The following is a 26,732-nucleotide window of genomic DNA, read 5'->3' as shown; positions in this document are numbered from 1 at the left end:
ATTATTTTACTCCAAGTTTTGTTGCTTCACTGTACTTCTTGAAGAAAAGCATGTAAATCATACCGCAAAGCACGGCAAGAGCAAAGATAGTTCCAATTACGTTTACGCTTCCTGTAAAGAGTTTTCCAAACTGATTTATCATGAGAGCGACTGCGTAAGCAAATCCACACTGGTATGCAATTGCAAACCAGGTCCATTTTGTATTGTTCATCTCGCGCTTGATGGCACCGATTGCGGCAAAACAAGGAGCGCAAAGAAGGTTGAATACCAGGAATGAAAAACCTGTTATGTTTGTAAAGGCCTGTGCAAGAGTCTGATAAGTAGAAAGCTCTCCGCCGCCGTACAAAATACCCATTGTACCAACGATGTTCTCTTTTGCAACAAGACCTGTAATAGAAGCAACTGTAGCCTGCCAGTTTCCCCATCCAAGAGGACTGAAAATCCAGGCAATTGCTCCACCGATTTTTGCAAGGATAGAAGCATCAAGTTCGTCTTCTGCAAGCATTCTGAAGCCGTCATCTGCCCAGCCAAAGAATGATGTAAACCATACTACGATTGTAGAAAGCATGATGATTGTTCCGGCCTTTTTAATGAATGACCAGCCGCGTTCCCACATTGAGCGGAGTACGTTTCCAAGAGTAGGCATGTGGTAAGCAGGAAGTTCCATTACAAATGGGGCAGGCTGACCTGCAAACATTCTTGTCTTTTTAAGCATTACACCAGAAATGATGATTGCAGCCATACCAATAAAGTAAGCTGAAGTTGCAACCCATGCTGAACCACTGAAGATTGCTCCTGCAATCATAGCGATAAAAGGAACTTTAGCACCGCAAGGAATGAAAGTTGTAGTCATGATTGTCATGCGGCGGTCGCGTTCGTTTTCAATTGTACGGCTTGCCATAATGCCAGGAACACCACATCCGGTTCCTACAAGCATAGGAATAAAGGATTTTCCAGAAAGTCCGAATTTGCGGAAGATACGGTCAAGTACGAAGGCAATACGAGCCATGTAACCGCAGGCTTCAAGGAAGGCAAGTAAGAGGAAGAGAACCAGCATCTGAGGAACAAAGCCAAGAACTGCACCACAACCTGCAACAATACCGTCAAGAATAAGACCAGAAAGCCATTCAGCACAGCCGATACTTTCAAGAAGGTTTCCAATAAGAACAGGAACACCAGGAACCCAAATTCCGTAATCCTCTGGAGCTGGGCCTTCTTCGCCATATTTTTCTGCCATAGCCTGAGCTTCTTCTACCATTTTATCAGTAATTTCAATCGGATCAGAAAGTTCAAGAGTTTCTTCATCTTCTACAACGTATGTTGTTTCACCATTTTCTACTGCTTCAAGAATAAGTGGTGTATCACCGTATTCTTCTGCAGCTTCTTCATAAGCGGCAGTGCCGATTCCAAAGAGGTGATAACCGTCACCAAAGAGACCGTCGTTTGCCCAGTCGGTAGCCATAGCACCAACACCAACCATAGAAATCCAGTAAACCAGGAACATGATTGCAGCAAAAATTGGAAGACCAAGCCAGCGGTTTGTTACAATGCGGTCAATCTTATCTGAGTTTGTAAGGGCTCCTGCATTGTGTTTTTTGTAACTTGATTTAAGAATTCCTGCAATGTAGATATAGCGTTCGTTTGTAATAATGCTTTCTGCATCATCATCCAGTTCTTTTTCTGCAGCTGCAATATCTGCTTCAATATGAGAAAGAGTTTCTTTTTTAAGATTAAGCTGTTCGTAAACCTTGTCATCGCGTTCAAAAATTTTGATGGCATACCATCTCTGCTGTTCTTCTGGCATATTGTGAACAACAGCTTCTTCAATGTGGGCAAGAGCATGTTCAACAGCCCCGCTGAAAGTATGCTGTGGCACTGTCTTTACGTTTTTTGCTGCCTTGATTGCTTCTTCTGCGGCTTCCATAACGCCGTCGCCTTTAAGGGCCGAAATCTCTACGATTTTGCAGCCAAGCTGGCGGGAAAGTTCAGCAACATCAATTTTATCACCGTTTTTCTTTACAAGGTCCATCATGTTGAGGGCAATAACAACCGGGATGCCAAGCTCAACAAGCTGAGTTGTAAGGTAAAGGTTTCTTTCAAGGTTTGTTCCGTCTACAATGTTTAAAATTGCTTCTGGGCGCTCGCCGATAAGATAATTTCTGGCTACAACTTCTTCCAGAGTGTATGGAGAAAGTGAGTAGATACCTGGAAGGTCTGTAATTATAACATCATCATGTTTTTTAAGTTTTCCTTCCTTTTTTTCTACAGTTACTCCAGGCCAGTTTCCTACAAACTGATTAGAACCTGTGAGCGCATTAAAAAGGGTAGTTTTACCGCAGTTTGGGTTACCTGCAAGTGCAATTCTGATTTTTTCTGCCATTTTATTTTCTCCTACTCAACTTCTATCATTTCTGCGTCTGCTTTTCTGAGTGAAAGCTCATATCCGCGCACTGTAACTTCAACAGGATCTCCAAGGGGAGCAACCTTGCGAACGTAAACTTCTACGCCTTTTGTTACGCCCATATCCATAATTCTGCGTTTTACCGCACCTTCTCCATGGAGTTTTACAACCTTTACGGTTTCTCCGATTTTTACTTCACGTAATGTTTTCATATATACCTCTTAATTAATTGCCAGATTAAACCATAATTCTGCGCGCCATATCTTCATTAAGAGCGACCCGCGAATCTTTTACTTTTACGATTACATTCCCGCAAAGGGTGTTGATGATTTTGATTGATGTGCCCGGGGTAAAACCCAGATTTTCAAGATGTTTTTTTACTTCGTCATTTCCGGAGATTTTTTTTATTATGTGTTCATCCCCGGTGTTTGCCAGAACCAAAGGTAACATATTTCCTCTTTTGTTAGATTTATCTAACAGTTATATTAGTGTAAACTAACAACTTGTGCAATATGTTTGGTTAAACTAACGAAAAAAAAAGAGACCGGATGATAAGTCTGCCACCATGACTTGTCATCCGGCCCCAAATAGGAGGAGTATATGTATGAATAATGATTTATGCTACTGCAAGAAATGCGTCTCTGGCTGTCTTTGCATCTTTAAAGAAAAGCTGACGCAGTTTTATACCGTTATCTAAGAAAACTGTAATGACTGTCCCTGTAAGACAATATCGTCGTCCGTTCTTTTCGAATTCAAGATGATTCATGAGTGCCTCCTTAATTTTTATTTGCTTTATATTTCGGAAGGCCTTTAATAAAACATTAATGAATTGTTATAGAAATTTAAGAAAAAAGTCGATTTCCGTGCGGATGCGCTTGAGGAAGGAAATGTCGGAAGAAAAGCGGACGCCGTCTGCAAAGTGAAGGTAGAGGTATTCGCGCGGGGCCGCGAGTTCTGTGATTCGGGAAGTTCTTTCGCTTTCCGGAAGGGAGATTTTACCTGTAAGAAGGTCGCGAAGTTCTTCCAGAGCGGCGCGTTCACTGGCAAAGTATTCCTTGATTGCTGAAATCTGAGCCTGGGAGAAGGTCTTTCCTGCATCTGCATTTTGATTTTCAGAAGCTGTTGAGATTTCCGGGCTTTTATGAGGAAGGCCAAGCTCAAGGCCTGTAGAAGCGGCGTCAAAAAGATTTGGAGTGCCTGCAAATAATCCCTTAAAAAGCTCTGCGTAATTTTTCAGGGTGCGGGTAGTGTAGACGGCGCTATTGTTTTTCCCGATAACCTTTTCACTTGAAAAACCAAAGCTTGCGCCGAAATTTGCAAGAGGGAAAAGACGGCTGTTTTTCAAAAAGCGTTCTTTATGAGCCATGGTTGCTCGGGCGTGGGTAAAGCTTTCGCTATAGGAAAAATCAAGACCGTAAAGGTAAACCGGGATTTCTGTAGAAGATCGGAATTTAAGGGCATAGTAAACTGCTGTAAGGCCTACAGAGCCGAAAGGTTCGTTTTCCGGCGGCAGGATGTCTTTTTCTGAAAGATTATCTAAAAACTTTCCGCCTGTGTATTTTGTCGTGAAAAAGCTTAATTTTTCAGGCTGCTTAATTTTATCTAAATGGGGTACTGCAGAAAGTCCTGCAAAAATCTGAGTACGGCTTTTTTGAGTGCCTATAAAGGCCTTCTTGATTACAGACTGGGCTTCTTCTATAAAAACGCCGTCAGCTTCAATGCCGTTTTCCAGGAGTGGCTGAAGGGCTGTGTCGGCGCATAATATATAGAAGAAAGATGAATTTTTCTTAATAAGGTCAATTCCTTCTTCCAGGCTCTGTCCTGCTCCAAAGACGATGATTGGTTTTGAAACTGAACCGAAGAAGTTTTGAATTGGAATTGTAGCAGGAAGAAGCTTTAAGTTTTTGAAAAAGTTCTGGGAATACTTGCGGCCGAACCTTACCAGGGTCATTCTGTTTGCCCAGAAGGTCATAATAGCCCTTGTACAGGCTGCGGTGAGTTCGCTGTATAAAGATTCGTGAAACTGAACGCCGGCACTGAAGTCCAGGCGGATAACGCGCTTAAAAGTACCCGAAGGTAAAAGCCGCGTGCCTTGCATTGGAGCATAGGAAGTTTCATTCAAAAGGATTGGGAGCCTTTGTAACTGGGGAAGTGTCAGGCGCGCGGTTTTCTCATCTTTAAAATTCTGGGAAGAAAAAAAGTCTTCTGAAAATTGTGAAAGGTCGCGGTCAAATTCGCAGAGGACGCAGAAACTTTTGTCGTCTAGTTTCTGGCAGAGTTCCTTGAGGCCGTAGGGGAGAACCGGCGAGCAGCACAAAAAAAGGGTTCCCGGCAGCACCGTAAGTTTTTCTATTGCGGCTAAAATTGCCTTCTGCGGCGCGTATTTTGAATAGAGGAGCTTATTCTTGTAAGAAACAGAAAAGCCCTGCGGAGTATTCACAAGGCAGGGCTTTTCGTTTTGAATCTGTTCGGGCAAATTACCTGTCCTAGTTATTCATCATCTGGCGGAAGTAAACTTCCATAAAGTGGTTTTCAAATTTGTCGCTCTTGAGGATTGCAGACTGCGCAGCGGCTTTATCAAAGCTTCCCAAGTCTGGAAGGCTCTTGTCTGCATCTGCATCAGGAGTTTTTTCCTCTGTAAGCTGAAGAACTACAACGTTGCGGTTCAAGAGAAGAGGTTCAGAAATCTCATTCTTCTTAAGAGAGAAGGCTGCTGTGAGGAAGTTCTCGTTTGAATCAGCATTGCGGAAAGCAGCTTCGCTTGAAGAAAGTGAAGAAGTAACAGAAACGTTTCCGTAGTTCAATGGGAAAGGTTCAAGTTCTGTTGTTTTTACGTTCAAAGCTGCAGCGGCTGCCTTGAAAGAAGTTTTGTTAGCTTCTGCAGTAAATGCCTTTGCTTTTTCTGTGAAATAGTCTTCGATAATTGAGTTTTCGTATGTTGTGATGTATGAGCTTACCTGATTTACAGTGTCGTCTGAATCGAAGTCAGGGAGAACAGCATCATCATCAGCCTTGAAGATTGAGAAGTAAGCGCCTGTTGGAATCACATCGCTGACGTCATCTTTTGAAAGGGCTACGAGCTTATCCATATCAGCTTTTTCAACAAGGATGTTTTCAATCTGATAGCGGTAAGAGTTTGTAAGTTTTCCTTCTGCATTGCTGAAAGATTTGTTTGAATATTCGCTTACAGCATCTGTGAAAGTGATTTCATTTGAAGCGATGCGTTTTGCTACTGTTTTTGCAGTTGCTTTGTCTTCTACTGAAATAACTGAAAGGTTGTACTTGATGAATTTGTCTGTGTTTGCTTTTCCGTAAGCAACTTTCTCTGATTTTGGATAGTCAGAAAGAGCAAAAACTGCTGCATTGAAGGCGCGGAGTTTTCCGCCGTAGTTTGATACAAAGTCGAGTTCCTTTGAAGATGGTTTCAAACCGTAAAGGCTGTCAGAGCCGAGTTTGTCGTCATCAGAACCGAAGTTATCATCATAAAAGCGTGAAGCAAAAAGTGTTTTTTCTGCTTTTTCTGTAAGTTCGCGGATTTTTTCTTTTGAAGTAGAGCGGTAGAGTTTTGAAGAATATTTTCCGTTCTCTGAGAAGTAAGGAATGAGCTGGCGTGTTACAGCTGATTTTGGAACTGTGTAACCGCTTTTTTCAACTGCATCTTTATATGCGTACTGCATAACTGTCTGATTAAATGCGTTATAGAAAATTTCGTAGTAAGCATTTGAATCAAGTTCGCGGCCATAATACTGATAAATCTGTCCGTAGTAAGATACAGCGTCAGAAAAATCTGAATTAGGTTCATAGCGGATTGCCTTTCCATTGTATTTACCGAATTCTACTACAGTCTGCTGCTTTTCTCCGGCTCCTGTCATTGCCGGAAGGATTACGAATACGAAGGCACAAATCAAAAGAATGATAAGTGAGCCTAATGTGTATACACTATTTTTTTTCATTTTTAGTACACCTTATATAAGAAATAATGTTTAATTTTATCAGATTATCGGGATGTCTGCAATTCCTTCTTGGCCTTGTAGCGGGCAATTCCCTCATCAATAAGAAGGTCAATCAGGTCGGCGTATTTAAGACCGGCTGCCTCGCACATCTTAGGGAACATGCTGATTGAAGTAAAGCCAGGCATTGTGTTGATTTCGTTAAGGAAAACCTGATTTGAGTCCTTGTCGATAAGGAAGTCAACGCGGGAAAGGCCGGTACAGTCCAGAACGCGGTAGGCGGCACAGGCTGTCTTGCGGATTTTTTCAATTCCGTCTTCTGAAAGTTCTGCAGGAATTACAAGAAGGGCTCCGTTTTCATCATTGTATTTTGCATCAAAATCATAGAATTCGTGGGTCGGTTTGATTTCGCCAGGAATGTAGGCAAGAACTTCTTCTGTTTCGCTTTCTGCAGGGAAGGTAACTGAGTTTCCTGTTACGCTGCATTCAATTTCGCGGGCGTTGTTGATTGATTTTTCGATAAGGATTTTGTCATCCCAGAGGAAGGCTTCCATAATTGCAAAGCTGAGTTCCTTGCGGTTGTTTGCCTTTGCAGCGCCGTTAGAACTTCCTGCGCAGCATGGTTTTACAAACATAGGATAGCCCAGTTCTTTTTCAGTTGCTTCCAGAAATTCGTCGTAAACTGCAGAATTAAGCATTACGTGGCGCTTCATGCATACATAAGGTACAACTGGAAGACCTGCGCTCTGCCAGAGCATCTTAGTTTTTTCTTTATCCATTGTGACGGCGCTTGACATGTGGGTACAGCCGACATATGGGATTTCTGCCATTTCAAAGAGTCCCTGAATTGTGCCGTCTTCACCGTAAGTTCCGTGAAGGGCAGGGAATACAACGTCAATGCTGAGCTTTGTTCCGTCTGCTGACACAAAGGCATCCTTGCCGGCGCCAGGAAGAACAGAAACAAGCTTCTTTTTATCTTCTGTGATTTTTAGAGGCGAAGCTGTGTCTTTCAAAGCACGCTCGTATTCATCATCACCCTGTAAATACCATTTACCGTCTTTTGCAATTCCAATCAGAATTACTTTGTTTTCTTTTTTAATGTTACGGACAATTGAAGCTGCCGAAATCAAAGAAATTTCGTGCTCGCCAGATTTTCCGCCGTAAATTACACAAATATTCATTTTTATTATTCCTCGTAATTTTTGTTTTAGTTTTTATAATTCATTTCAGAAAGCGCATTTTTAGCCTCTGTGATTTCATCATAAGGCATTGCGCCGTCTTTATAAATAATACTGTTTTCGTGCGATTTTCCCAACAGCAGAACGATGTCATTTTTGCCCGCCATGCTGAAGGCCTGACGGATTGCTTTAGGACGCTCGTGGGTGATAAATAAGTTTTCACCCATAACCTTTCCTTCTTTTTCGGCGCCAACCGCAATCATTTTTAGAAGTTCAACAGGATCTTCTCCGCGAGGGTCTTCATCAGCAAGAATTACTGTATCGCAGAACTTTGCCGCAATTGCACCCTGGAGAGGGCGTTTTGTAAGGTCACGCTCGCCGCCGCTTCCGAATACGCAGATCATCTTTCCCTTGCAGCGCTTTCTGATTGGCGGGAAGATTGTTTCAAAGCTTGAAGGTGTATGCGCATAGTCAATAATCAGTTCAAAAGGCTGTCCCTGATTGATTACTGTCATACGTCCTTTAATCGGAGTAAGTTCCGGTATTTTTGCCGCCACTTCCTTGAAAGAAAGTCCTGTCATGCTGCTTACTGCAATAATAGAAGCCATAAGATTGTAAGCGTTGAAGGCGCCAGGAAGCTTTGAATTTACGTCAAAAGAAGTGCCGTCAGGAGCCTTTACGCTGAAGTTAAGTCCCTGTGCGTCAGAAAGAATGTTATCAGCTGTCATATATTCAAGGCCAGCCGGGATTTCCGGCAGTTCTGCCTTCTTTCCTTCTTCTGCATTGCGTCCGGCCTTTCCCAAAGTTGTATAGCCGAAAACCTTCTGGTTTGTAGCCTTTACAAAATATTCAGCTGAAGGGTCTTCAAGATTTACAATTCCAACCGGCGTGATTTTTGTCTTTTCTCCGCCGATATTTTTTACGTGAACAGTATCGCCAAGCTTACGGAAGAGATTAGCCTTGTCGTCGCGGTATTGCTCAAAAGTTTTATGGAACTCAAGATGCTCCAGAGTAACGTTCATAAAAATGCCGCAGTCAAAAAGAATGTTTCCCGTTCGGTTGAGTTTTGGAGAAAGCCCGTGGGAAGAAGTTTCTACAACTGCAAAACGGCAGCCATTTTCCAGCATCTGATTCAAATGATGCTGAATAATAGTAGCTTCCGGAGTAGTTTGATGCTGAGGATTTGGCACAGCGTCCCCGCCAAAAGAATATTCAACCGTAGAAATAAAACCTGCCTTGTGGCCGAGGGCGCGCAAAAGCTGCCAGATAAAACTTACAGTCGAACTTTTGCCTTCTGTTCCAGTAACGCCTATTACAACAAGGCGCTCAGAAGGATTATCATAGAAAGTTGCCGAAACCGGTGCCATAGAAAAACGAGCGTCAGGCACATTAATAAGTACAGGCGCAAACTTAGGCTGGTCATCAGAAATTGCATTGTCTAAAGTGCGCTGAACAATAGCCTTAGAAACATCTTCTTTCTGAATTGGAGTCAGGCTTCCCTGAAAAACAACGGCATTTGCGCCTTTTTCAATTGCCTGGGCAATAAAATTGTTTCCGTCGATATGAGTTCCCGGCAGCGCAAAAAAGAGAGTATTTTTTGTAACTTCGCGCGAGTCAAAAACAAGATTTTCTATTGGGATTTCATTGATTTCTTTAAGGTCTGTAATTTTAGTTCCATCTGCCGCAAGAAGGGTATTTTCAAAAGCGGGCAGAAGCTGGGAAAGTAATTTTTTCATAAAGTTTATTTTAGAGTGTTTGTAAAATAAAAACAACTTTCACTTTGCGAAAGTGAGCGCAATTTAATATACTTTAGGCATGTTTGAAGTTCGTGTTGAAGCTGATTTTTCAGCAGCTCATTTTTTAAGAGATTACAATGGAAAGTGCGAAAATCTGCACGGTCATAATTATAAGGTTTACGCCCATGTTTGCGGCAGTCAGCTGAACGAGGGCGGAATGCTGCTTGATTTTACAAAGCTGAAAGGGGCTCTTCGCGAGGTTTGCAAGGAGCTTGACCACACAAATCTTAATGATTTTGAATATTTTGATCAGAACCCTAGTGCCGAACGCATTGCCATGTATATTGCCAGCGGCATTTTGAACCGTCTTTCTCAGGAAGGGGAGGATTTGTCTAAGCCTGCTGCCGGGGATGGTCGGGCATTTTTGTATGCGGTTGATGTTTTTGAAACGGATACCAGCCGGGCAAGGTATATTTTGGATTAGTCCAATGCACTTGCGTTTACGCAAGTGATAGGTGGTTAGGGACATCCGGAAGTTGGAGTTTTGATTTTTAACCACCGTACCGTTCCCCGCTGCTTCGCAGCGGGTCGGGCTTTCCGTGGCTCGGTACCCTCGGCGTCCTCGCTGCACTGCGGTCGCTGGCTTCGCCACCACTCCATGCCCTAACGGGGGCTACGCCTTTACAATTGTGGGTGGTGCTTTCCTTACCGTTGGGCTGCAGGTTTTGGCATTCCGTTCGGCACCCTCCGTGGTGCCTCACTCCATGCCGGCTACACTCGCTGTCGCGTCCATCCCTGGACGCTTTTCGCCTGTCGGCGCGCTCGTTTCGCTTCAAAACCTGCAGCAGCCGCCTCTGACACGTAGTAGAATTGGGTTAAAATAAAAAAGACTCTCTAGCACTTACTAGAAAGTCTTTTATTTTTAAGATGCGGCTGCTGCAGGTTTTGAACCTGCGACACATGGATTAACAGTCCATTGCTCTACCAGCTGAGCTAAGCAACCGAACATTCATTGCTGAACGTGAATATTAATATAATGAAATCAGCATTTAGTGTCAACAGGTCAAATTAAATATTTTGCAAATTTTTCAACTTTTTTTAATTTTTTGTATCCTTTGAAATCACCTTCAAAGCTGGGCTTGCAGGAAAGTATTGCATGGCGTCAATAAAATCCTGGGGGCCGGCGGTCTGGATGATGTTGTAGAGTTCAAGATACCAGTCTGCTTTTTCCGCATCAGGGAAAAGTTCAATGCCGTTTTGCATGAGAAGGGCGGTGCCCTGGTTTGAAGCGGTACTTTCCAGTTGTTTTTTGGTCCAGAGGTTTTTAATCTGTGGCAATACAGAAGAATTGGCTGTTTGGGAAATTAACCTTGCGTTAAGATTCTGGACAGCAGCTTTCAGGGCTTCTTCAACTTCCCGCAGGTGGCGGACATTTTGAATGAGTACAAAGCCTGCGTCAAGGCAATAGCCCGGGAACTGAACGGAGCATTTGTTTTCATAGGATTTGTCTTTTTTAATAAGTTCAGCCTGAATTTCATCTTCCAGATAGTTTAAAAGGGCATTGAAAATTGCTGCTTCTCTTGTTCCGGCGGCTGGAGCTTTAAATCCAAAAATTACTGGGTCAAGGAATTCTGTTGTCGGAATTAAAACAGCTGGCATTGGGCCTGCTTTTTCAGCTGGAATATCTGTCAGGAATGTGTGATTAATTTTTACGTAAAGTGCTTTTTTATCGGGGAACTTCTGCTGGAGTTTTTTTACGGCAAAAGGCTTTTTCTTTGGGGCAAAAAGTTCAAATTCTTTTTTAAGGCAGGCAATGTTGTCATCATTAAAATTGCCGGTAAGGATAAGGTCGTAGCGGGTCGCGTCAAGAAAATCAGGGTAGGCCTGTAGAATTGCCTTGTAGTCTGTTGTCAAAAGAATGTCATCAGTTGTGTTATTAATAGAAAGCATTGCGCTTTTTCCAAAAATGCTGTTGATGACTGTTGTGTAAAGCTGGCGTGGCGCGCTTCCGTTTTCAAGGCGTTTTTTGTAGCGGCGGGATGAAACTGCCCGGTCGGCAAGGGCTGGGGGGATTTCATCATAAATCATGGCTTTGCTGATAGCCTGACAGACGGCGTTAAAATCCTGAGGAATACAGGTGATTAAAACTGAACTTGTGCCGGTATAGGTTTTTGGACTGATGGAAACGCTTCCTAAAACAATTCCATCTGCCTGCTTCTGGCGGACTTCTTTTTGAATCATGCCTGCGATAATGTTTATTACAGCTTCTTCAAATCCGTGGTTTTGAGAGGTGTTCAATTCACCGCCCTTTATCGAAAGAAGCAGAGCTATGTCAGTTGAGCTTGTGTTTTTCTTACTTGTCAGAGAAATTCCGTTGTCCAGAGTAAGGCTTTCTATCTGATTTTTATTTCTCAGATAGTAATCGTTGTCAGGGGAAGTCTTTGATGATGCAAATTCAACTTCTTCATCTGGCTTGAACTGCTCTTTAATTTCCTTAAACATCTGCTGGCTGTACCAGGAGGCATTTTTTATCGTGATTTCTTCAAATCCTGCGGCCTTGTATTCGGATTTTGCTTTTTTGTATTCATCAGAATTAACGATGACAAAAACAAAGGGCTCCCCGTTGTTGTCAAACTGAGCCTGCAGGGTCTCGCTGGTGATTTTAGAAAGAACTTCTGGCTGAGAAAGAAAATCTTCTGTGAGGGTGATGCTTACCTTTGAAGCAGGAGTCTGACTTAATTTCTGGTACTGCCAGATTCCCCAGTATTCGCAGAGCTGCTGCATAAAGGCTTTTGGATTTGATTTTATGTTTTCAAATTCAAAAAAGAGCTGCTGTTTTGCAAAATTTACTTCTTCTGCCCTGATTTTGCTTGCTCCCAGGATATTTAAAAACTTCAGAGTCTGGGCACAGCCTGTAATTTTTGATTTAGGATCAGCTGGCTTTTGCAAAAGACTCTGGATTATCACGCGGGAAGTATCTTTTTTGTGGGCTGCGGCAATATGAATGTATTCATCGCCGGGAATATTCAGGCTTGCGTCTTCAAGAAGGGCTGTTTTAAGGCTTGATGAAGGAAGATTCATGGCTGCTGCAGAAAGTTCGCTGTCATCTTTTGAAAAATTTGTGTACTGAATTACAACCTGGGTAAGGTCTGCTGAAAATTCTTCATTGTGAAGCACAAAGCGTTTTTTGGTATTTACGGGAAGTCCTGTTTTTACTGCCGGCGGAAAAGATGCTGAAAAAAATCTTCCAAAGCTGTTTTTCACCTGGGCAAGGAGTTTTTCTGAATTGAAGTTTCCGCTTATAAAAAGAGCACTGTTTTTTGGAGTGTACCATTTCTGTCCGATTGACTGGAGAATAAGGCGGGCCTCTTTTTGCGAGGTTTTATTAAAAATCTGAGGGTAAATGCCCGAATCATGCTGCCAGGGAGCGGCAGAAAAAACTTTTGAATCAATTGCAGAGTTTATAAAGCCTGCCATGCTTTTGGAGTTTTCATCAGATTCACTTTTCAGCTGGCTGATTTGTCTGGCAAGTTCTTCGTCTGTGTACTGAAGGGCAAGTGCCGTCTCCGAAAGCCTTAGCAGAGTATCTTCAGTTTCAGAAGTTGTTACCGTAATTGCGTAGTTTGAAGAATCAGAATTACACATTGCCTTATCAAGATTTGGGAACTGAGCCTTTATCAGGTTTGTATAAAGCTTGAAAAATCCGTTTGTCCTCTGCGTCTGCGAAGAAAATCCTGCCTTTACTGAAAGTTCTATATGAACAAGGGCATCGCTGGTGTCTTCCAAAAGGAAAACATTCATTCCGTTTTCCAGTACTGTTTGTTTTATCTGGGTTTCGGGCGAAGCCGAAAGTGTCTGCCTGTTAAAAAAAAGTGAAGAGAGCAGGGCTGCAATAAAAAAAGTTTTTTTCATAAGATGATTATAGCATACCAGCCGATTTAAGTGTAAACTAGAAGAATGGTTAATGTTGAAGTTATTGAAAAAAAACATAAATATAATATTCCTTCCGAATTACTAAACGGAAAGCGCCACCTTACAGCTAACGAAATTTCTGTCCTGAAAGCAAATCAAAATTACAATGAAGACTCTTCCTGGAAAAATTTTTATGTAGATGAAGGAGAAGACGGCTTTGATCCTTCTCTTATTACGGGCTGCTATTTTTCCGGCTATATTGTGCTGGGAAAACTCCGTCCGGTTATGATTAAATTCCATGATTTGAATCTTGAAGCCGGAATCCGTAATTCCAAACTTAAGGACATCATCACTGGCGATGATTTTGCCATTTATGACGTTAAATATTTTGAAAACTACAGAATAGGTAACCGGGTTATTCTTTTTGACGTCAGTGAAATTTACTGTACAAATCATTCGAAATTCGGTGTCGGAATCATCAAAAAAGGAGATACTGAAGACCGTCGTATGTGGATTGGCGTTGCAAACGAAAATGACGGCCGCCGCATCCTTCCTTTTGAATCGATGATTACAGCTGATGCCTATTTGTGGTCACACTACCGTGATGATAAAGAGCTTTTGAATCGTTTTGTAGAAATGGTTGACAGCGGTCATTCTGCGGAACTGGATTCTCAGGGCTTTATCGATGATGATTGTGTAATCAAGCAGACAAATATCATTAAGGACGCCAAAATCGGAAAGTGCGTTTACATCAAGGGCGGCTTGAAAATCAAAAATATCACGATTCTTTCTACGCCAGAAGAGCCTAGCCAGATTGGTGAAGGCGTAATTCTTGTAAACGGAATTATGGGCTACGGAACTCATGTTTTCTATAATGCCATTGCAGTCCGCTTTGTAATAGGAAGAAACTGTAACATTAAGTATGGCGCCCGTCTTTTGAACTCAGTTCTAGGCGATAATTCTACAATTTCCTGCTGTGAGGTTTTGAATAACCTGATTTTCCCATATCACGAGCAGCATCACAACTCATCATTCCTGATTGCAACTACCGTTATGGGTCAGTCAAACATTGCGGCGGGCGCAACAATCGGAAGTAACCATAACTCCCGCAGCCCTGACGGTGAAATCTTTGCCAAACGCGGCTTCTGGCCAGGACTTTGCAGCGATTTTAAGCACAATTCACGTTTTGCAAGCTTTGTTCTTGTTTCCAAGGGCAGCTATCAGTATGAGCTTGATATTCAGTATCCTTTCTCTCTTGTCTGCCAGGGACAGAACGGAGACCCAACTATTCATATTATTCCAGCCTGGTGGTTTATTTATGATATGTTTGCGATTACAAGAAATAAAAATAAATTTCTTGGTCGCGATAAGCGTGTCGTAAAAGTTCAGAATATTGAAACTGATCCTTATGCTCCTGATACTATGGAAGAAATCCTTTACGCACTGGACAGAATTATCAATCTTACGGCTGATTATCTTGAAAAACAGGGCGATTCAGGCATTCTTGCAATTAAAGATGAAAAGATGGTTGAAAGACGCTATCAGTACGCAAAGGATTATCTTCATAAAAATCCTGATGCAGTATTTACCCTCACGGATGCCATCTGCCAGAAAAAGTTCGGCGCTACAATCTGTAAGCCTGTAAAAGCCTACCGTATCTACCGCCAGATTGTAAAATATTTTGCAACCAGAACTCTTCTGGAATACGGAAAGAGCCTTAATTCACAGAGCCTGACCGCAGATATAATAGAAAGAATAAGAAAACTTCCTCTCTATACTGAATGGGAAAACGTTGGCGGCCAGATTATTCCTCATCAGAAGGTTATGGAACTTTTTGACGGAATTAAAAACGGTTCAATCAATAACTGGGAATCGGTTCATCAGTTCTATAATATGTGCCAGTGTTCTTACGACCAGTACAAGGTTCGTTATTCTCTTTATCTTCTTGAAACGCTTTATTCACGCGGTATAGAAGAATTTGATTCTGAGATTTTTGACAATATTGTGCAGGATGTTTCTTCCTGCGCCCAGGTTATCTATGATTCTTCGGTAAAGTCCCGCAAGAAAGACTATACTGATTATTATAGAAATATGGTTTACCGCAGTAAGGAAGAAATGAATGCTGTAATCGGACCTCTTGAGGATAATAAATTCCTGATTTCTCTTAAGGAAGATACTAAGAATTTCATTTCTGATGTAAAGCAACTTTTTGTAAAACTCTAGAGAAATATTGCGGACAGTGCCGTTTTATGCTATTTTATCTCAAAGTAATTTAATTTATACTGAAAATATGAAGTAAAGCTAAAAAATTGCTGCATCGCAATTTTATTTTAAGTCGCAGAGCTTACCGAGTTCCTTTGGAACTCGCGCTTTGCTATAGAACACCGCAGGCTCTGACCGGCCTGCTTACACAGGAGCTATTTATATGAAACTCTGGGATAAGGGCGCTTACCTTGTAAATGGAAAACTTTCAGAGACTGCCGGCAACTCGGCTTCTGAAGGTGCAAAGAAAACTCTGGCTTATTCAATTTTGCAGAAGCATAATACAAGCGGTGATGAGTCAAAACTCAAGATTAAATTTGATAAAATCACTTCTCACGATATTACTTATGTCGGAATTATTCAGACAGCCCGTGCTTCTGGTCTGGAAAAGTTTCCTCTCCCTTATGTTCTTACAAACTGTCATAACTCTCTTTGTGCTGTAGGCGGAACTATCAACGAAGATGACCACATGTTTGGTCTTACCTGTGCTCAGAAATACGGCGGAATCTACGTTCCTCCTCACCAGGCTGTAATCCATCAGTTTGCCCGCGAAATGCTTGCAAAGTGCGGCGACATGATTTTGGGTTCAGACAGCCATACTCGTTACGGTGCCCTTGGTACAATGGCAATCGGTGAAGGTGGCGGTGAACTTGCAAAGCAGCTTTTGAACAAAACTTATGATGTAGCTTATCCTGGAGTTGTTGCAGTTTACTTGACTGGCGAGCCCCTTCCTGGCGTTGGTCCACAGGACGTTGCCCTTGCAATCATCAAGGCTGTTTTTGATAACGGCTATGTAAAAAATAAGGTAATGGAATTTGTTGGTCCTGGCGTTGCAAAACTTTCTGCTGATTTCCGTATCGGCGTTGACGTTATGACAACAGAAACTACCTGTCTTTCTTCTATCTGGTCTACAGATGAAAAAATCCGCGAGTTCTATGCAATTCACGGTCGTGAAGGGGACTACAAGGAATTGAATCCTGAAGAAGGCGCTTACTATGACGGTGCAATCGAACTTGATTTGAGCGAAATCCGTCCAATGATTGCAATGCCTTTCCATCCTTCTTGCGCATACACAATTGAAGAAGTTAATAAAAACCTTATGGATATCCTCGACGCAACAGAAAAACGTGCAAAGGTTTCATTTGGTGATAAAGTAAACTTTACTCTTAAAAACAAGGTTATCGACGGAAAACTTTACGTTGATCAGGGTGTTATTGCTGGTTGTGCCGGCGGTGGATTTGAAAACATCTGTGCCGCAGCAGACATTTTGAAAGGAAAAGACACCGGTAACGGCAAGTTCCTTTTGAACGTATATCCTGCATCTATGCCTGTTTATATGGAACTTATGAAGAACGGTGCATTCAGCGCTTTGATTGATGCTGGTGCCATTGTTAAGACTGCATTCTGTGGTCCTTGTTTTGGTGCCGGAGATACTCCTGCAAACGGAGCCTTCTCTATTCGTCACTCAACAAGAAACTTCCCTAACCGCGAAGGTTCAAAAATCCAGAACGGTCAGCTTTCTTCTGTTGCCCTTATGGATGCCCGCTCTATTGCAGCAACTGCCGCAAACAAAGGCTTCCTTACTCCTGCAACAGAGTTCGACACAGAATTCAGCGGAAAGAAATACTTCTTTGACAAGGGAATCTACGAAAAACGCGTTTACGATTCAAAAGGTCTTGCTCATCCGGAAGTTGAAATCCAGTTTGGTCCTAACATCAAAGACTGGCCGGAACAGAAGGCACTTGCTGACGACATTTTGATTAAGGTTGTAAGCGAAATTCATGACCCTGTAACAACAACAGACGAACTTATTCCTTCCGGAGAAACTTCATCATTCCGTTCAAATCCTTTGGGACTTGCAGAGTTCACTTTAAGCCGTAAAGACCCAGCTTACGTTGGACGTGCAAAGGCTGTCCGCGATATGAGTGATGAAATTAAGGCAGAAATCAAAGCTGCTGTAGAAAATCTTACTAAAAAAGATGCAGAACTTGGAAAGCGCGCAGCTAATGCCGGAACAGGTTCTACAATCTTTGCTGTAAAACCAGGTGATGGATCGGCTCGCGAGCAGGCTGCTTCCTGTCAGCGTGTACTTGGTGCTTCTGCAAACATCGCAAACGAATACGCAACAAAACGCTATCGCTCTAACCTCATCAACTGGGGTATGCTTCCATTCTTGTACAAAGAAGGAGACAAAAATCTTCCTTTTTCCAACGGTGATTACGTTTTCATTCCGGGCGTAAAGAAGATGATTGAAGAAAAATTGCCTTCAATTAAGGCTTATGCTGTAAAAGCCGACGGAAAGGTAAACGAGTTTGAGCTTTCTGTAGGCGATTTGACCGACGACGAACGCAAAATCATCCTTGCCGGCTGTTTGATTAATTTCTACAGAAACTAGGTAAAAGTAAAAAGGCTTCGGAAAAATCCGAAGCCTTTTTTATGACACTAATGCGATTCGAACGCACGACCTGCCGCTTAGGAGGCGGCCGCTCTATCCAGCTGAGCTACAGTGTCATTCATTTTTTTTACTATAGCTCAAATGCGATTCGAACGCACGACCTGCCAATTAGGCTGGCTGCGAAAACTTGGAGCAGTCAGGCCGCTCTATCCAGCTGAGCTACAGGACCAAAAGATGTCCTAATAATATCTAAAATTCCACTTTTTAGCAATTAGAAGTTGTTTTTTATTCTGATTCGTCATAAAATTCCCATATGGAACAACTAGATAAATCAACAATAGAAACTCTAATCGAAAACGCTTTCCGCATGCTGGACTTTTCATACGTGCCATATTCCCGCTATACGGTGGGGGCGGCGCTGCTGGCAAAAAACGGAACTATATATACCGGCTGTAATATCGAAAACGCTTCTTTCGGGCCGACAAACTGCGCAGAAAGAACAGCTCTTTTTAAGGCTGTAAGTGAAGGGGTAAAGGAATTCAAGGCAATTGCCGTTGTAGGCGGGCCTCAGAAAAAAATCACAGGCTGGTGTACTCCCTGCGGAGTCTGCCGCCAGGCTTTGCGCGAATTCTGCGACGGTGATTTTATATTTATTCTTGCAAAAAGCAAAAGTGAATACAGACTTATGACAATGGATGAAATCCTTCCGGAAAGCTTTAAGCCGGCTGGAGAAATAGGGGCCACGCAGAATCTATGAATGTAAATTATGTAAAGTTAGTAATGGGCGTTATAACAGATTTTCGCGTAATTATTACAATTATTGCGGCCTTATTTATAGTTGAGTTTGCAAAATTCGTTACAAGCTACAAGAAAAAGCCTGCCCGCCCTAAAAAAGAAAAGGCGCCTAAAGCACCTCCACCGCCACCTAAGCCCGAAGCCCCTGCAGAAGGCGAGGGAGAGGCCGCACCTGAGGAGTAATAGGACTGATACGAAGGCGGTTTTTCCAGAAAATTCCGCCTTTTTTTATTTTTCCGCTTTCCATAAGCTGAGAAATAATTTCCGTTGCATCAGAATGATTCCAGATTCTTCTTCCAATCTTTTTGATTGAATCTGAATTCAGTTTTTCCAGAAGTTCGTTTTCAATTTCTTCCTGGGTGTAGAAGTTTCTGGCATGCTTTATAAGATTGTAGGCTGTTTCCCAGTCACTGATATTTTCACGCCTGGCTTTTTTACCTTCCTTTTCTGTCATCTTTCTTTGATTGCATAAATCACAGCCGTGGCAGTAAGCTTCTTCCGCTCCAAGAGCGTCAAGAAGTACCTGCCGCCTGCAGTCATTCGTTTCTGCAAAATTTTTCATTGCCCTCTGCCGGCTCCCTTCTGCAAAATCGGAATAACGCAGGGAATCTGAAAGGCTCCATAAAAGAATTGCCTTTGCGTCACTGCCATCCCGGCCTCCGCGTCCTGCTTCCTGAATATAGGCCTCTGCAGTTTCAGACGCCTCCAGATGAATGACAGTTTTAATATCCTTCTTGTCAACGCCCATTCCGTAAGCGCATGTGGCGCATAAGATCCCCTCCCGGCTATTATAAAACCAGCCTTCAACTTCAGTTTTTTCTTCTTTTAGGAGTCCTGCATGATAAAATTTGGCAGTGTCGCCACCAAAGCAAACGTTCAACTCCTTAGCCATATCTTCAGCCTTGTCCCGGGTTCCGCAGAATATAATCATGGGCCGCTCTTCGGTTGCCGCAAGATACAAAGCTTCTTTTTTCTTCGCTGCGGCCTTCTTTACAAAATAATGAATGTTGGGACGGTCGCTTTCACTTCTTACTACGTGAGCTTCCCCCTTAAAAAGAATTTCTGCAACCCGGCTCAAAACTTCTGGCGACGCCGTAGCGGTGAAGGCTGTAATTACAGGCGGATTCAGACTTTCAATCACATTGCCAAGCTCCAGATAAGCCGGCCGAAAAGAATCGCCCCACTCAGATACACAGTGGGCTTCATCAATTGCAATATGCTTAATTCCAACTTCGCGCAGACGCTCCAAAAGCCTGTCACTTGCCAGAATTTCCGGGTTAGCAAGAATTATTTTCGCCCCTTCCTTTATCCGCCGGAAGTTTTCCTCCCGTTCTTCATCAGTCTGACCGCCTCTAAAAACAACGCAGCCAAGACTTCCTTCTTCCATACGCCGCTGCTGGTCAGTCATTAAGGCGAGCAGGGGATAAATTACAAGGCTGGGACCGTCAAGCAAAATTGCGGGAATCTGAAAGCAGAGTGACTTCCCGGCGCCCGTGGGCAGGAGTACAATCTGCCGCCCCCTGCAAAAAGAATCATCTTCTTCTTTATAAAATGCCGCCTTTTCTTCCTCACTGCATCCTGCCATTTTTTTATGGCACTCGTAAGCGCCCAGAATATTTTCCACCACCATCCGCTGCCAGGGGTAAAGGTAATTTATTCCGAAATTTTCCTTTGCGGTTCGGGTAACTAAATCATCCTCTTCTTCTGATTCTAAAATTTTAATTTCCATATATATAATATGGCTCACTTTATCTGTTTTTGACAAAATCCGGGAAAAAAAAGCCAAAATTTTTTATAACAAAACATTCGCAGATTTTTCAAAGGAAAAGCCATATAATTATATGGTAATGAATTTAGATTTTTTTCAAGTTATAAATAAAATTGCTAACCCCGTTGTCGTTGCAAAACTTTTATATGACGAAAAGGGAAAAATAAATGACTTTCAGATAGAATTTCAGAACTCTCAGATGAAAAAGCTGGCCGGATATATCATTCAGGGATTTTCAAAATGGTCAGAATTCCGTCACAACATTGGAGAAGACAGTTTTGGATATGATTCTTTGATAGCTTCCTTAAATGAGAAGCCTTTTCCCAAGTCATCTTATTATTCTGCGGCGACAAAACGCTGGTATAGATTTGACATATCTCCTTTGGAAGATGATGTTGTTGTAATTACGCTTTCTGATGTTACCATTGAAAAAAATTATTCGAAAAAACTTCGTGAATCAATCATAAAAGATCCTCTTACAGGGCTTTTGAACCGGGCAGGCTTTACTGACAACCTGGAAATTGTGCTCGATACCTGTAAATATAACGGCACAAAGGCTGCAATGCTGATTCTGGATATTGATGACCTTAAAAATATCAATGAATCAATCGGCTATGAAGAGGGTGATAATTTAATTATCCGGGTAGCCGATATTCTCCGCCGTTTTGAGCGCGATACAATCAGTATTTTCCGTTATGGTGATGATGAATTTATGGTTTTGATTTCGGAAGTTGAAAGCCGGGATTCTGTCGTTACCATTGCTGATACTATTTTTGAATGTTTCCAGAATGAGCATATTCTTATTTCAGGCGGCGTTTCAATTTTTCCTGATAATTCTGAATCAAAGGATGAGCTTATCCGTTTTGCCGATATGGCTGTTCACTACGCCAAAAAGCACGGAAAGAACAATATCTGCTTCTTTGAACCTGAGATGCAGAGAGTCTTTATCCAGCAGCTTCAGCTTCAGACAAAACTTGCAAATGCAGTTTTGGACAGCAATTTTTACATGAATTATCAGCCTCAGTTTGAAATCAGCACGGGACTTTTGCGTGGTTTTGAAGCCCTTATCCGCTGGGATGAACCTGAACTTGGTGAAATTCCACCTTCTGTTTTCATTCCTGTTGCAGAAGAAACCGGCCTTATCCTCCCGCTTGGAAAGTGGATTTTGAACACCACAATGCAGCGCCTTAAGGAATGGCAGGATAAATATGATTTTAAGGGAACTATGTCCGTAAACGTTTCTCCTATCCAGCTTAAGCAGGACGGTTTTCTTGATGAATTGATGGAAATCATCGGAAAGTATGAAATTGACCCTGAATATGTGGAAATTGAAATCACCGAGGGCGTGATGATTAACAATATTCAGACAACGGTTGAAAAGCTTAAGTCTCTCAAGGATTTGGGCTTTAAGATTTCTCTTGATGATTTTGGAACGGGCTATTCTTCTCTTAATTATCTTCAGCAGCTTCCGCTTGATACTCTTAAAATTGATAAGTCCTTCATTAATGACATCTGTTCAATGGATGGAATTCAGGCAAATATCACAAGTTCCATTATTAATATGGTAACAAAAATGGGACTTGAAACAATTGCTGAAGGAGTTGAAAGGCCTGACCAGTTGAATCTGCTGAAACGCTATAACTGCAATATCGTTCAGGGATTTTTACGGGGTAAGCCTATGAATATCATAGACTGCGATGCCTACCTTGGCGGCGATAAATCGGCGCTGAGAACTAATCATTAGAAGTGCCGTCTTCCCCCGCAACTGCCGCCTAATCCGCCAGAATTATTTCAACTCGACGGTTTTTCTTGCGGCCTTCCTCGGTTGCGTTACTTGCAACAGGCTCTGTGGAACCCTTTCCCTGGGTGAAAATATGGAGGCTGTCACGAACTCCAAGCTGTTCAAGATAGGTTGCAACTGCTTCTGCCCTCTGTTCAGAAAGAATCTGGCGGTTCTGGACAGTTCCGCGTTCTGCACAGTGACCTGTAATCAAAAGGTCGTTGGAATAATCTTTTAGAAGAGCCCCGATTTTTCTGAGTTTTTCTTTTTCTGTCGGAAGCAGCACATTTGAATCGGGTTCAAACTGAATGTTTTCCAGGCTGATTGTAAGGCCTTTTTCTCCTCGTGTAATATTGATGTTTTCAAGGGCCATGTCATTTACACGTTCCTGAAGTTTTTCTACGCTTGCTTCATCATTTACTGATTTATATTCCAGCACTTCACCGTGGGCTGAACTTTTGAAAGTGTAGGTGATGCCCATGATATCAACCATCTTAATCATAAAAGTTTCTATGTAATGGTCGATGTCGCTTTTTGAACTGTCCCACCAGATTTTCTGCTGGGCAAATCCGCTGGCGCCTGCGTAAGTTCCTGTGGCAGCTGAGGTGCGGCCTATTCCCTGTGAAAATTCATAATAAATTTCAATTACATTCAGCCTTACGCCGTCAATAATTTCATCGCCGATGTAGCAGTATTCTGCAGTAAAAGGAATTGAAATTGCATCTGTCATAGAAAACATTTCCCGGCAGTCGTGAACTTCCTTTCCGCTTGCCCGCCAGCTGTCGCCTGGTTTTACCCGTGATTTTGGAAAAGTCGGAACATTCTGAACCGTCGGAAGAAATTCGTTATCAGGATTTAAAAACTCACCTGATTTTGTGCGGGTAAGGTTTACAAAATCTTCTTCTCCCCAGTTCAAGTGCCGTCCGCTTACGCTCATAAGATAATTTTCAGTTGTCATGTAGTGAGTATGAAGGAGTGCAGAGCCGTCTTCGTATGTGTCTTTTACTGTGGTTGCAGTGCGGTTTACAATCTGAGTGCGGTTGTTGAGCCTGCCGTTTAAGTATGCTTCTTCTTCGATAGTTGAAATATGAAGAAAAGATTCTCCCTTGTTCTGTCGGAATTCAAAAAGTACGCCGTCAGAGTCAGAATCTCCCGAATCGGTCTGGCCGTAAATAGGAGTGTAAAGTGCCAGAATAACAAACAACAAAATTACCGGATAAAAAAATGACTTCTTCATGCTGTCATTATCGGCACTTGTTTCCTCTAACCTTTAAAAATCCTTTTTAAGGGATGCTGAAAAGCATTTATATATTTACTAAAAACTTAAATAATACTAAAATAATTTAATAATACTTAAATATAGAGGTAAAAAATGTCTAAAGCATTAGATGTACTTGAAAAAATCAGCCATTATATCAGCAAATTTATGGCTTTGATTGTTATTGCTGTCGCTGCACTTGCGCTTTTTAAGCCTGCAACTTGCAACTGGATTAAAACAAGCAGTGTAAACTGGCTTTTAGGAATTGTAATGTTCGGAATGGGACTTACACTCAAGCCACAGGATTTTAAAGTTGTATTCAGCCGTCCAAAAGATATTTTGATTGGATTTCTGGCACAGTTCACACTTATGCCTCTCATCGCATTTGTATTGATTAAGATTTTTAATCTTCCAGCTGAACTTGCAGTTGGTGTTATGCTTGTCGGAACCTGCCCTGGTGGAACTTCTTCTAACGTTATGACTTATATGTCTAAGGGTGATGTTCCTCTTTCTGTTGGAATGACAATGGTTTCTACAATTTTTGCACCAATCCTTACACCGCTTTTGACAAAACTTTATATTGGTCAGGTTGTTGATGTAAAAGTTATGGCAATGTTCCTTTCTATCGTAAAGGTTGTTTTGCTTCCAATTATTGCAGGTTTGATTATCAATCACTTCTTTGCAAAAGTTACAGAAGCTCTTGTTAAGGTTTTGCCTGCTGTTTCAACTCTGGCAATCGTAGCAATTGTTGCCGCTGTAGTTTCTGCAAGTTCTGCAAAACTTTTAAACGCCCTCAACACAAGTCTTACAATTGTATTTGTTGTTATGCTGCATAACCTTTTGGGCTATGCAACTGGCTTTGGTCTTGGAAAACTTCTTCGCCTTAAGCAGTCAAAGTGCCGTGCCCTTTCTATTGAAGTTGGAATGCAGAACTCTGGCCTTGCAACAGGATTGGCTGCAGCACACTTTGCACAGTATCCATTGGCAACAATCCCAGGCGCTGTATTCAGCACATGGCACAACATCTCTGGCGCTCTTTATGCCGCTTTCCTCGCTGCTCATGCAGTTACAGATGAAAATGAAGAAGCAAAAGATGCTGATAAAGCAGTTTCTGCTTAATAGTTTTTAGTCTAAAGCCTGCAGTTCAATCGCAATTTCTTCCATTTCGCGGTCGGTCATTGCAATTGTTTCTGCAACGCGGAAGAGTTCCCGGCGGACACTGTCGGGAACCTTTGCGCTGTTTTTATATCGCAGCTGATGTTCAAGACTTGCCCAGAAGTCCATGGCAATAGTTCTCAGCTGGATTTCTACCCGGACATTATGTTCAGTTTTAGAAAGATAAACCGGAATTTCCATTACCAGGTGAAGGCTTCTGTAGCCCGATTCCTTAGGGTTGTCGATATAGTCATTCTGCTTGATTAAGGTCAAATCCGGCTGCTTCATAAGCATGTCACGGACTGTGTAAATGTCCGAAATATAAGGACAGATTACACGAACTCCCGCAATATCATTCAGATTTTTCATCATTGAATCAAAATTGACAGGATAGCCTTTCTTTTCTAGCTTTTTTGCAATACTTTCAGGACTTTTTATTCTGCTTTTTACCGTGCTGATAGGATTACGCGTACGGTTTACGCTGCTTTCTTTATTGAGAATTTCGAGTTTAGTTTCAATCTGTTTAATAGCACTTTCATAAATCATCATTATCTGCTGAAACTGAAAGGCCATCTTATAAAAATCACCCGGGATCGAAAGTTCATTCGCCAGCGATGCCGGAAGTGTTTCAATAATTAAATTTTCATCGCTCATTTTATTTGCTCATAAGTGTTTATTATTTAAACATACTAAGAGTTAAAAGGTTTCGGCAAGGAAAATTTTAAAATACTCTTATACTCTTCAATCAGTTTTTCTAAGGTCCAGACGGCGTTTGCAGGACTGGGGCTTGGGAGACAGATGCTGGTAAAATTTTCCAGAAACGGTTTTGAGCATGCATGTAGAAAAATCCTGCTTCCCGGCTTTTGGGAGAGGGCATAGTGCCCAGGATTAAAATCCTGCTTTCTGAATTGTAAACTGGTGGAATTGTGTGGATGACGGGGGTAGAAGGCATAAAAAGACTTACCTCCGTTTTCACGAAGGTAAGTGTATATTAGATTTAGTCTGCACTAAAACGAATTGATTCCCAGAACTCATTGAAGGTTTCAAGGTCTTCGCCTACGTCCAGTTTAAGTTCGCAAGATTCCATTTCTTCAGCCTTGTACATTGGTGTTGTAGTTCTCAGTGGTTCTGCCGAAGGATTTACAAAACCCGGGAAGCGGAACTCATCAAGGAATTTTACATATTCTTCCGGACGGTGAATAAAGTTGATGAACTTCATTGCAAGGTCGTAGTGTTTTGCATTCTTAAGAATTACCATAGAATCAACATACATTGGGCCGCCCTCTGGAGGAATAAAGAAGTCAATCATTTCTTCCTGTCGCTCTTCTGGAACTTCGCCATAGACAACTTCTGCATATCCCTGGCAAACCCAGAAATCTTCATTTGCAAAAGATTTTCCAAAGCCTTCTGCATCAAATTTTACAAGATTTGGCTTCCATTTCTGGTTGATGTAGTTTGTAATGTCGCCCAAAACTTTGCTGTCAACTGTGTTTACAGAATAGCCTTTGAGGGCAAGTGCGTCACCCATAACTTCGCGCATATCGTCCATCATTGTCATGTGGCCTTTGAGATCTTCGCGCTCAAAAATTGTCCATGATTTATTGTAATTGTGAACCTTCTGCTTGTTTACACAGATTCCGGCAGCACCCATATAATATGGAACTGAATAATCCATGTTAGGGTCGAATGTAAGTTTATCAAGAACCTTTGGGTTGATATTAGAAGCATTTGTAAAGGCAGCGTGGTCAATCTTTTTAAGCATTCCCTGTTTAATCATGATTGAAGTGTAGTCCTGAGAAGGGAATGTGATGTCATAACCGTCAGCGCCAGCCTTAAGCTTTGCATACATAACTTCGTTTGAGTCAAAAGTATCAACCTTAACCTTGCAGTTATACTCTTTTTCAAAATCCTGAAGAACAGAATCCGGAGTATAGTAAGTCCAGTTAAAGAGATAAAGTGTGTTATCATCTTTTTTTCCGCAAGATGATAAAGTGATGAGGGCTGCAAGTGCTGCAACGCCAGTAAGAAGACTTGATTTTTTCATTCTAGTCCCTTGAAATATAAAGAATCTTACCGGCGGAGTTGACTGCCCCTTAAGTCCGGCAAGTTATTCACAATTTATTTGCGGCAAAATCACTTTTA

General features: G+C 42.0%; 21 protein-coding genes and 2 tRNA genes. 7 read left to right on the top strand and 16 right to left on the bottom strand.

All coding sequences use genetic code 11. The features are described from left to right. Position 1 precedes the first annotated feature (1 nt). From feoB to T530_RS0112315, 8 genes are all read right to left on the bottom strand, one after another. Positions 2-2,380, bottom strand: a complete 2,379-nt coding sequence (feoB, locus tag T530_RS0112350) for a ferrous iron transport protein B (RefSeq protein WP_027729273.1) — start codon at positions 2,378-2,380, stop codon at positions 2-4. 11 nt (positions 2,381-2,391) lie between these two features. Next, positions 2,392-2,613 (bottom strand): FeoA family protein, encoded by a 222-nt coding sequence (locus T530_RS0112345; RefSeq protein WP_027729272.1) that lies wholly within the window; start codon positions 2,611-2,613, stop codon positions 2,392-2,394. Between the two features lie 25 nt (positions 2,614-2,638). Continuing rightward, positions 2,639-2,851 carry a FeoA family protein gene (locus tag T530_RS0112340; protein ID WP_027729271.1) on the bottom strand — a complete coding sequence of 71 codons (213 nt, stop codon included), beginning with the start codon at positions 2,849-2,851 and terminating at the stop codon, positions 2,639-2,641. A gap of 166 nt (positions 2,852-3,017) precedes the next feature. Next, positions 3,018-3,167 carry a hypothetical protein gene (locus tag T530_RS15170; RefSeq protein ID WP_156011650.1) on the bottom strand — a complete coding sequence of 50 codons (150 nt, stop codon included), beginning with the start codon at positions 3,165-3,167 and terminating at the stop codon, positions 3,018-3,020. Positions 3,168-3,233: 66 nt separating this feature from the next. Then, a complete protein-coding gene (locus T530_RS0112330; protein WP_027729270.1) occupies positions 3,234-4,877 on the bottom strand; it encodes a 6-hydroxymethylpterin diphosphokinase MptE-like protein in 1,644 nt (547 codons plus the stop codon). Between the two features lie 10 nt (positions 4,878-4,887). Continuing rightward, the gene (locus T530_RS0112325) at positions 4,888-6,354 is read right to left on the bottom strand and encodes a peptidylprolyl isomerase (RefSeq protein WP_027729269.1); all 1,467 of its coding nucleotides are present in this window, start codon (positions 6,352-6,354) and stop codon (positions 4,888-4,890) included. A 44-nt stretch (positions 6,355-6,398) separates the two neighbouring features. Continuing rightward, positions 6,399-7,532 carry a D-alanine--D-alanine ligase family protein gene (locus T530_RS0112320; RefSeq protein ID WP_027729268.1) on the bottom strand — a complete coding sequence of 378 codons (1,134 nt, stop codon included), beginning with the start codon at positions 7,530-7,532 and terminating at the stop codon, positions 6,399-6,401. A gap of 26 nt (positions 7,533-7,558) precedes the next feature. Then, positions 7,559-9,265 carry a UDP-N-acetylmuramoyl-L-alanyl-D-glutamate--2,6-diaminopimelate ligase gene (locus tag T530_RS0112315; protein ID WP_038074717.1) on the bottom strand — a complete coding sequence of 569 codons (1,707 nt, stop codon included), beginning with the start codon at positions 9,263-9,265 and terminating at the stop codon, positions 7,559-7,561. Positions 9,266-9,344: 79 nt separating this feature from the next. Here T530_RS0112315 and queD point away from each other — a divergent pair, with 79 nt between their 5' ends. Next, the gene (gene queD, locus T530_RS0112310) at positions 9,345-9,749 is read left to right on the top strand and encodes a 6-carboxytetrahydropterin synthase QueD (RefSeq protein WP_027729266.1); all 405 of its coding nucleotides are present in this window, start codon (positions 9,345-9,347) and stop codon (positions 9,747-9,749) included. Between the two features lie 446 nt (positions 9,750-10,195). On the opposite strand, the gene T530_RS0112305 is transcribed toward queD, so the two are convergent. Both T530_RS0112305 and T530_RS0112300 read right to left on the bottom strand, forming a co-directional pair. Then, positions 10,196-10,268 (bottom strand) — tRNA-Asn (locus T530_RS0112305). Positions 10,269-10,363: 95 nt separating this feature from the next. Continuing rightward, the gene (locus T530_RS0112300; RefSeq protein WP_027729265.1) at positions 10,364-13,177 is read right to left on the bottom strand and encodes a pitrilysin family protein; all 2,814 of its coding nucleotides are present in this window, start codon (positions 13,175-13,177) and stop codon (positions 10,364-10,366) included. A 45-nt stretch (positions 13,178-13,222) separates the two neighbouring features. On the opposite strand from T530_RS0112300, the gene T530_RS0112295 reads away from it, so the two are divergent. Both T530_RS0112295 and T530_RS0112290 read left to right on the top strand, forming a co-directional pair. Next, complete coding sequence (locus tag T530_RS0112295; RefSeq protein ID WP_027729264.1) at positions 13,223-15,400, top strand: DUF4954 family protein; 2,178 nt, start codon at positions 13,223-13,225, stop codon at positions 15,398-15,400. Between the two features lie 202 nt (positions 15,401-15,602). After that, entirely contained in the window at positions 15,603-17,834 is a 2,232-nt protein-coding gene (locus T530_RS0112290; protein WP_027729263.1) for a hydratase, read from the top strand. A 42-nt stretch (positions 17,835-17,876) separates the two neighbouring features. On the opposite strand, the gene T530_RS0112285 is transcribed toward T530_RS0112290, so the two are convergent. Continuing rightward, positions 17,877-17,950: transfer RNA gene (locus tag T530_RS0112285), tRNA-Arg, on the bottom strand. 197 nt (positions 17,951-18,147) lie between these two features. Between T530_RS0112285 and T530_RS0112280 the strand changes: the two genes are divergently transcribed. Both T530_RS0112280 and T530_RS0112275 read left to right on the top strand, forming a co-directional pair. Continuing rightward, positions 18,148-18,591, top strand: coding sequence for a cytidine deaminase (locus T530_RS0112280; protein WP_027729262.1), 444 nt, complete (start codon positions 18,148-18,150; stop codon positions 18,589-18,591). Then, positions 18,588-18,812: a hypothetical protein gene (locus tag T530_RS0112275; RefSeq protein ID WP_027729261.1), complete on the top strand. Its 225-nt coding sequence runs from the start codon at positions 18,588-18,590 to the stop codon at positions 18,810-18,812. Before T530_RS0112280 ends, T530_RS0112275 begins: the two co-directional genes overlap by 4 nt. Here T530_RS0112275 and T530_RS0112270 read toward each other — a convergent pair. After that, positions 18,760-20,358, bottom strand: a complete 1,599-nt coding sequence (locus T530_RS0112270) for a RecQ family ATP-dependent DNA helicase (protein WP_081773739.1) — start codon at positions 20,356-20,358, stop codon at positions 18,760-18,762. The two genes, T530_RS0112275 and T530_RS0112270, sit on opposite strands and share 53 nt — an antisense overlap. A gap of 118 nt (positions 20,359-20,476) precedes the next feature. Here T530_RS0112270 and T530_RS14400 point away from each other — a divergent pair, with 118 nt between their 5' ends. Next, the gene (locus tag T530_RS14400) at positions 20,477-22,141 is read left to right on the top strand and encodes a bifunctional diguanylate cyclase/phosphodiesterase (RefSeq protein ID WP_197018284.1); all 1,665 of its coding nucleotides are present in this window, start codon (positions 20,477-20,479) and stop codon (positions 22,139-22,141) included. Between the two features lie 28 nt (positions 22,142-22,169). Here the strand turns inward: T530_RS14400 and T530_RS15350 are convergent, their stop codons facing one another. Then, entirely contained in the window at positions 22,170-23,414 is a 1,245-nt protein-coding gene (locus T530_RS15350) for an OmpA family protein (protein WP_051537985.1), read from the bottom strand. Positions 23,415-23,549: 135 nt separating this feature from the next. On the opposite strand from T530_RS15350, the gene T530_RS0112255 reads away from it, so the two are divergent. Further along, positions 23,550-24,554 carry a bile acid:sodium symporter family protein gene (locus T530_RS0112255; protein ID WP_027729259.1) on the top strand — a complete coding sequence of 335 codons (1,005 nt, stop codon included), beginning with the start codon at positions 23,550-23,552 and terminating at the stop codon, positions 24,552-24,554. Between the two features lie 6 nt (positions 24,555-24,560). Here the strand turns inward: T530_RS0112255 and T530_RS0112250 are convergent, their stop codons facing one another. The 3 genes from T530_RS0112250 to T530_RS0112245 form a co-directional block, all read right to left on the bottom strand. After that, positions 24,561-25,244 carry a GTP pyrophosphokinase family protein gene (locus T530_RS0112250; protein ID WP_027729258.1) on the bottom strand — a complete coding sequence of 228 codons (684 nt, stop codon included), beginning with the start codon at positions 25,242-25,244 and terminating at the stop codon, positions 24,561-24,563. Between the two features lie 100 nt (positions 25,245-25,344). After that, positions 25,345-25,542 carry a uracil-DNA glycosylase family protein gene (locus tag T530_RS15380; RefSeq protein ID WP_371180465.1) on the bottom strand — a complete coding sequence of 66 codons (198 nt, stop codon included), beginning with the start codon at positions 25,540-25,542 and terminating at the stop codon, positions 25,345-25,347. 45 nt (positions 25,543-25,587) lie between these two features. After that, positions 25,588-26,634, bottom strand: a complete 1,047-nt coding sequence (locus T530_RS0112245) for an extracellular solute-binding protein (RefSeq protein ID WP_027729257.1) — start codon at positions 26,632-26,634, stop codon at positions 25,588-25,590. Between the last annotated feature and the right edge of the window lie 98 nt (positions 26,635-26,732).

Source organism: Treponema sp. C6A8 (assembly GCF_000619925.1).
Classification (GTDB): domain Bacteria; phylum Spirochaetota; class Spirochaetia; order Treponematales; family Treponemataceae; genus Treponema_D.
Note: the sequence above shows the minus strand (reverse complement) of the source record. Positions and strands in the feature narration are given on the sequence as shown.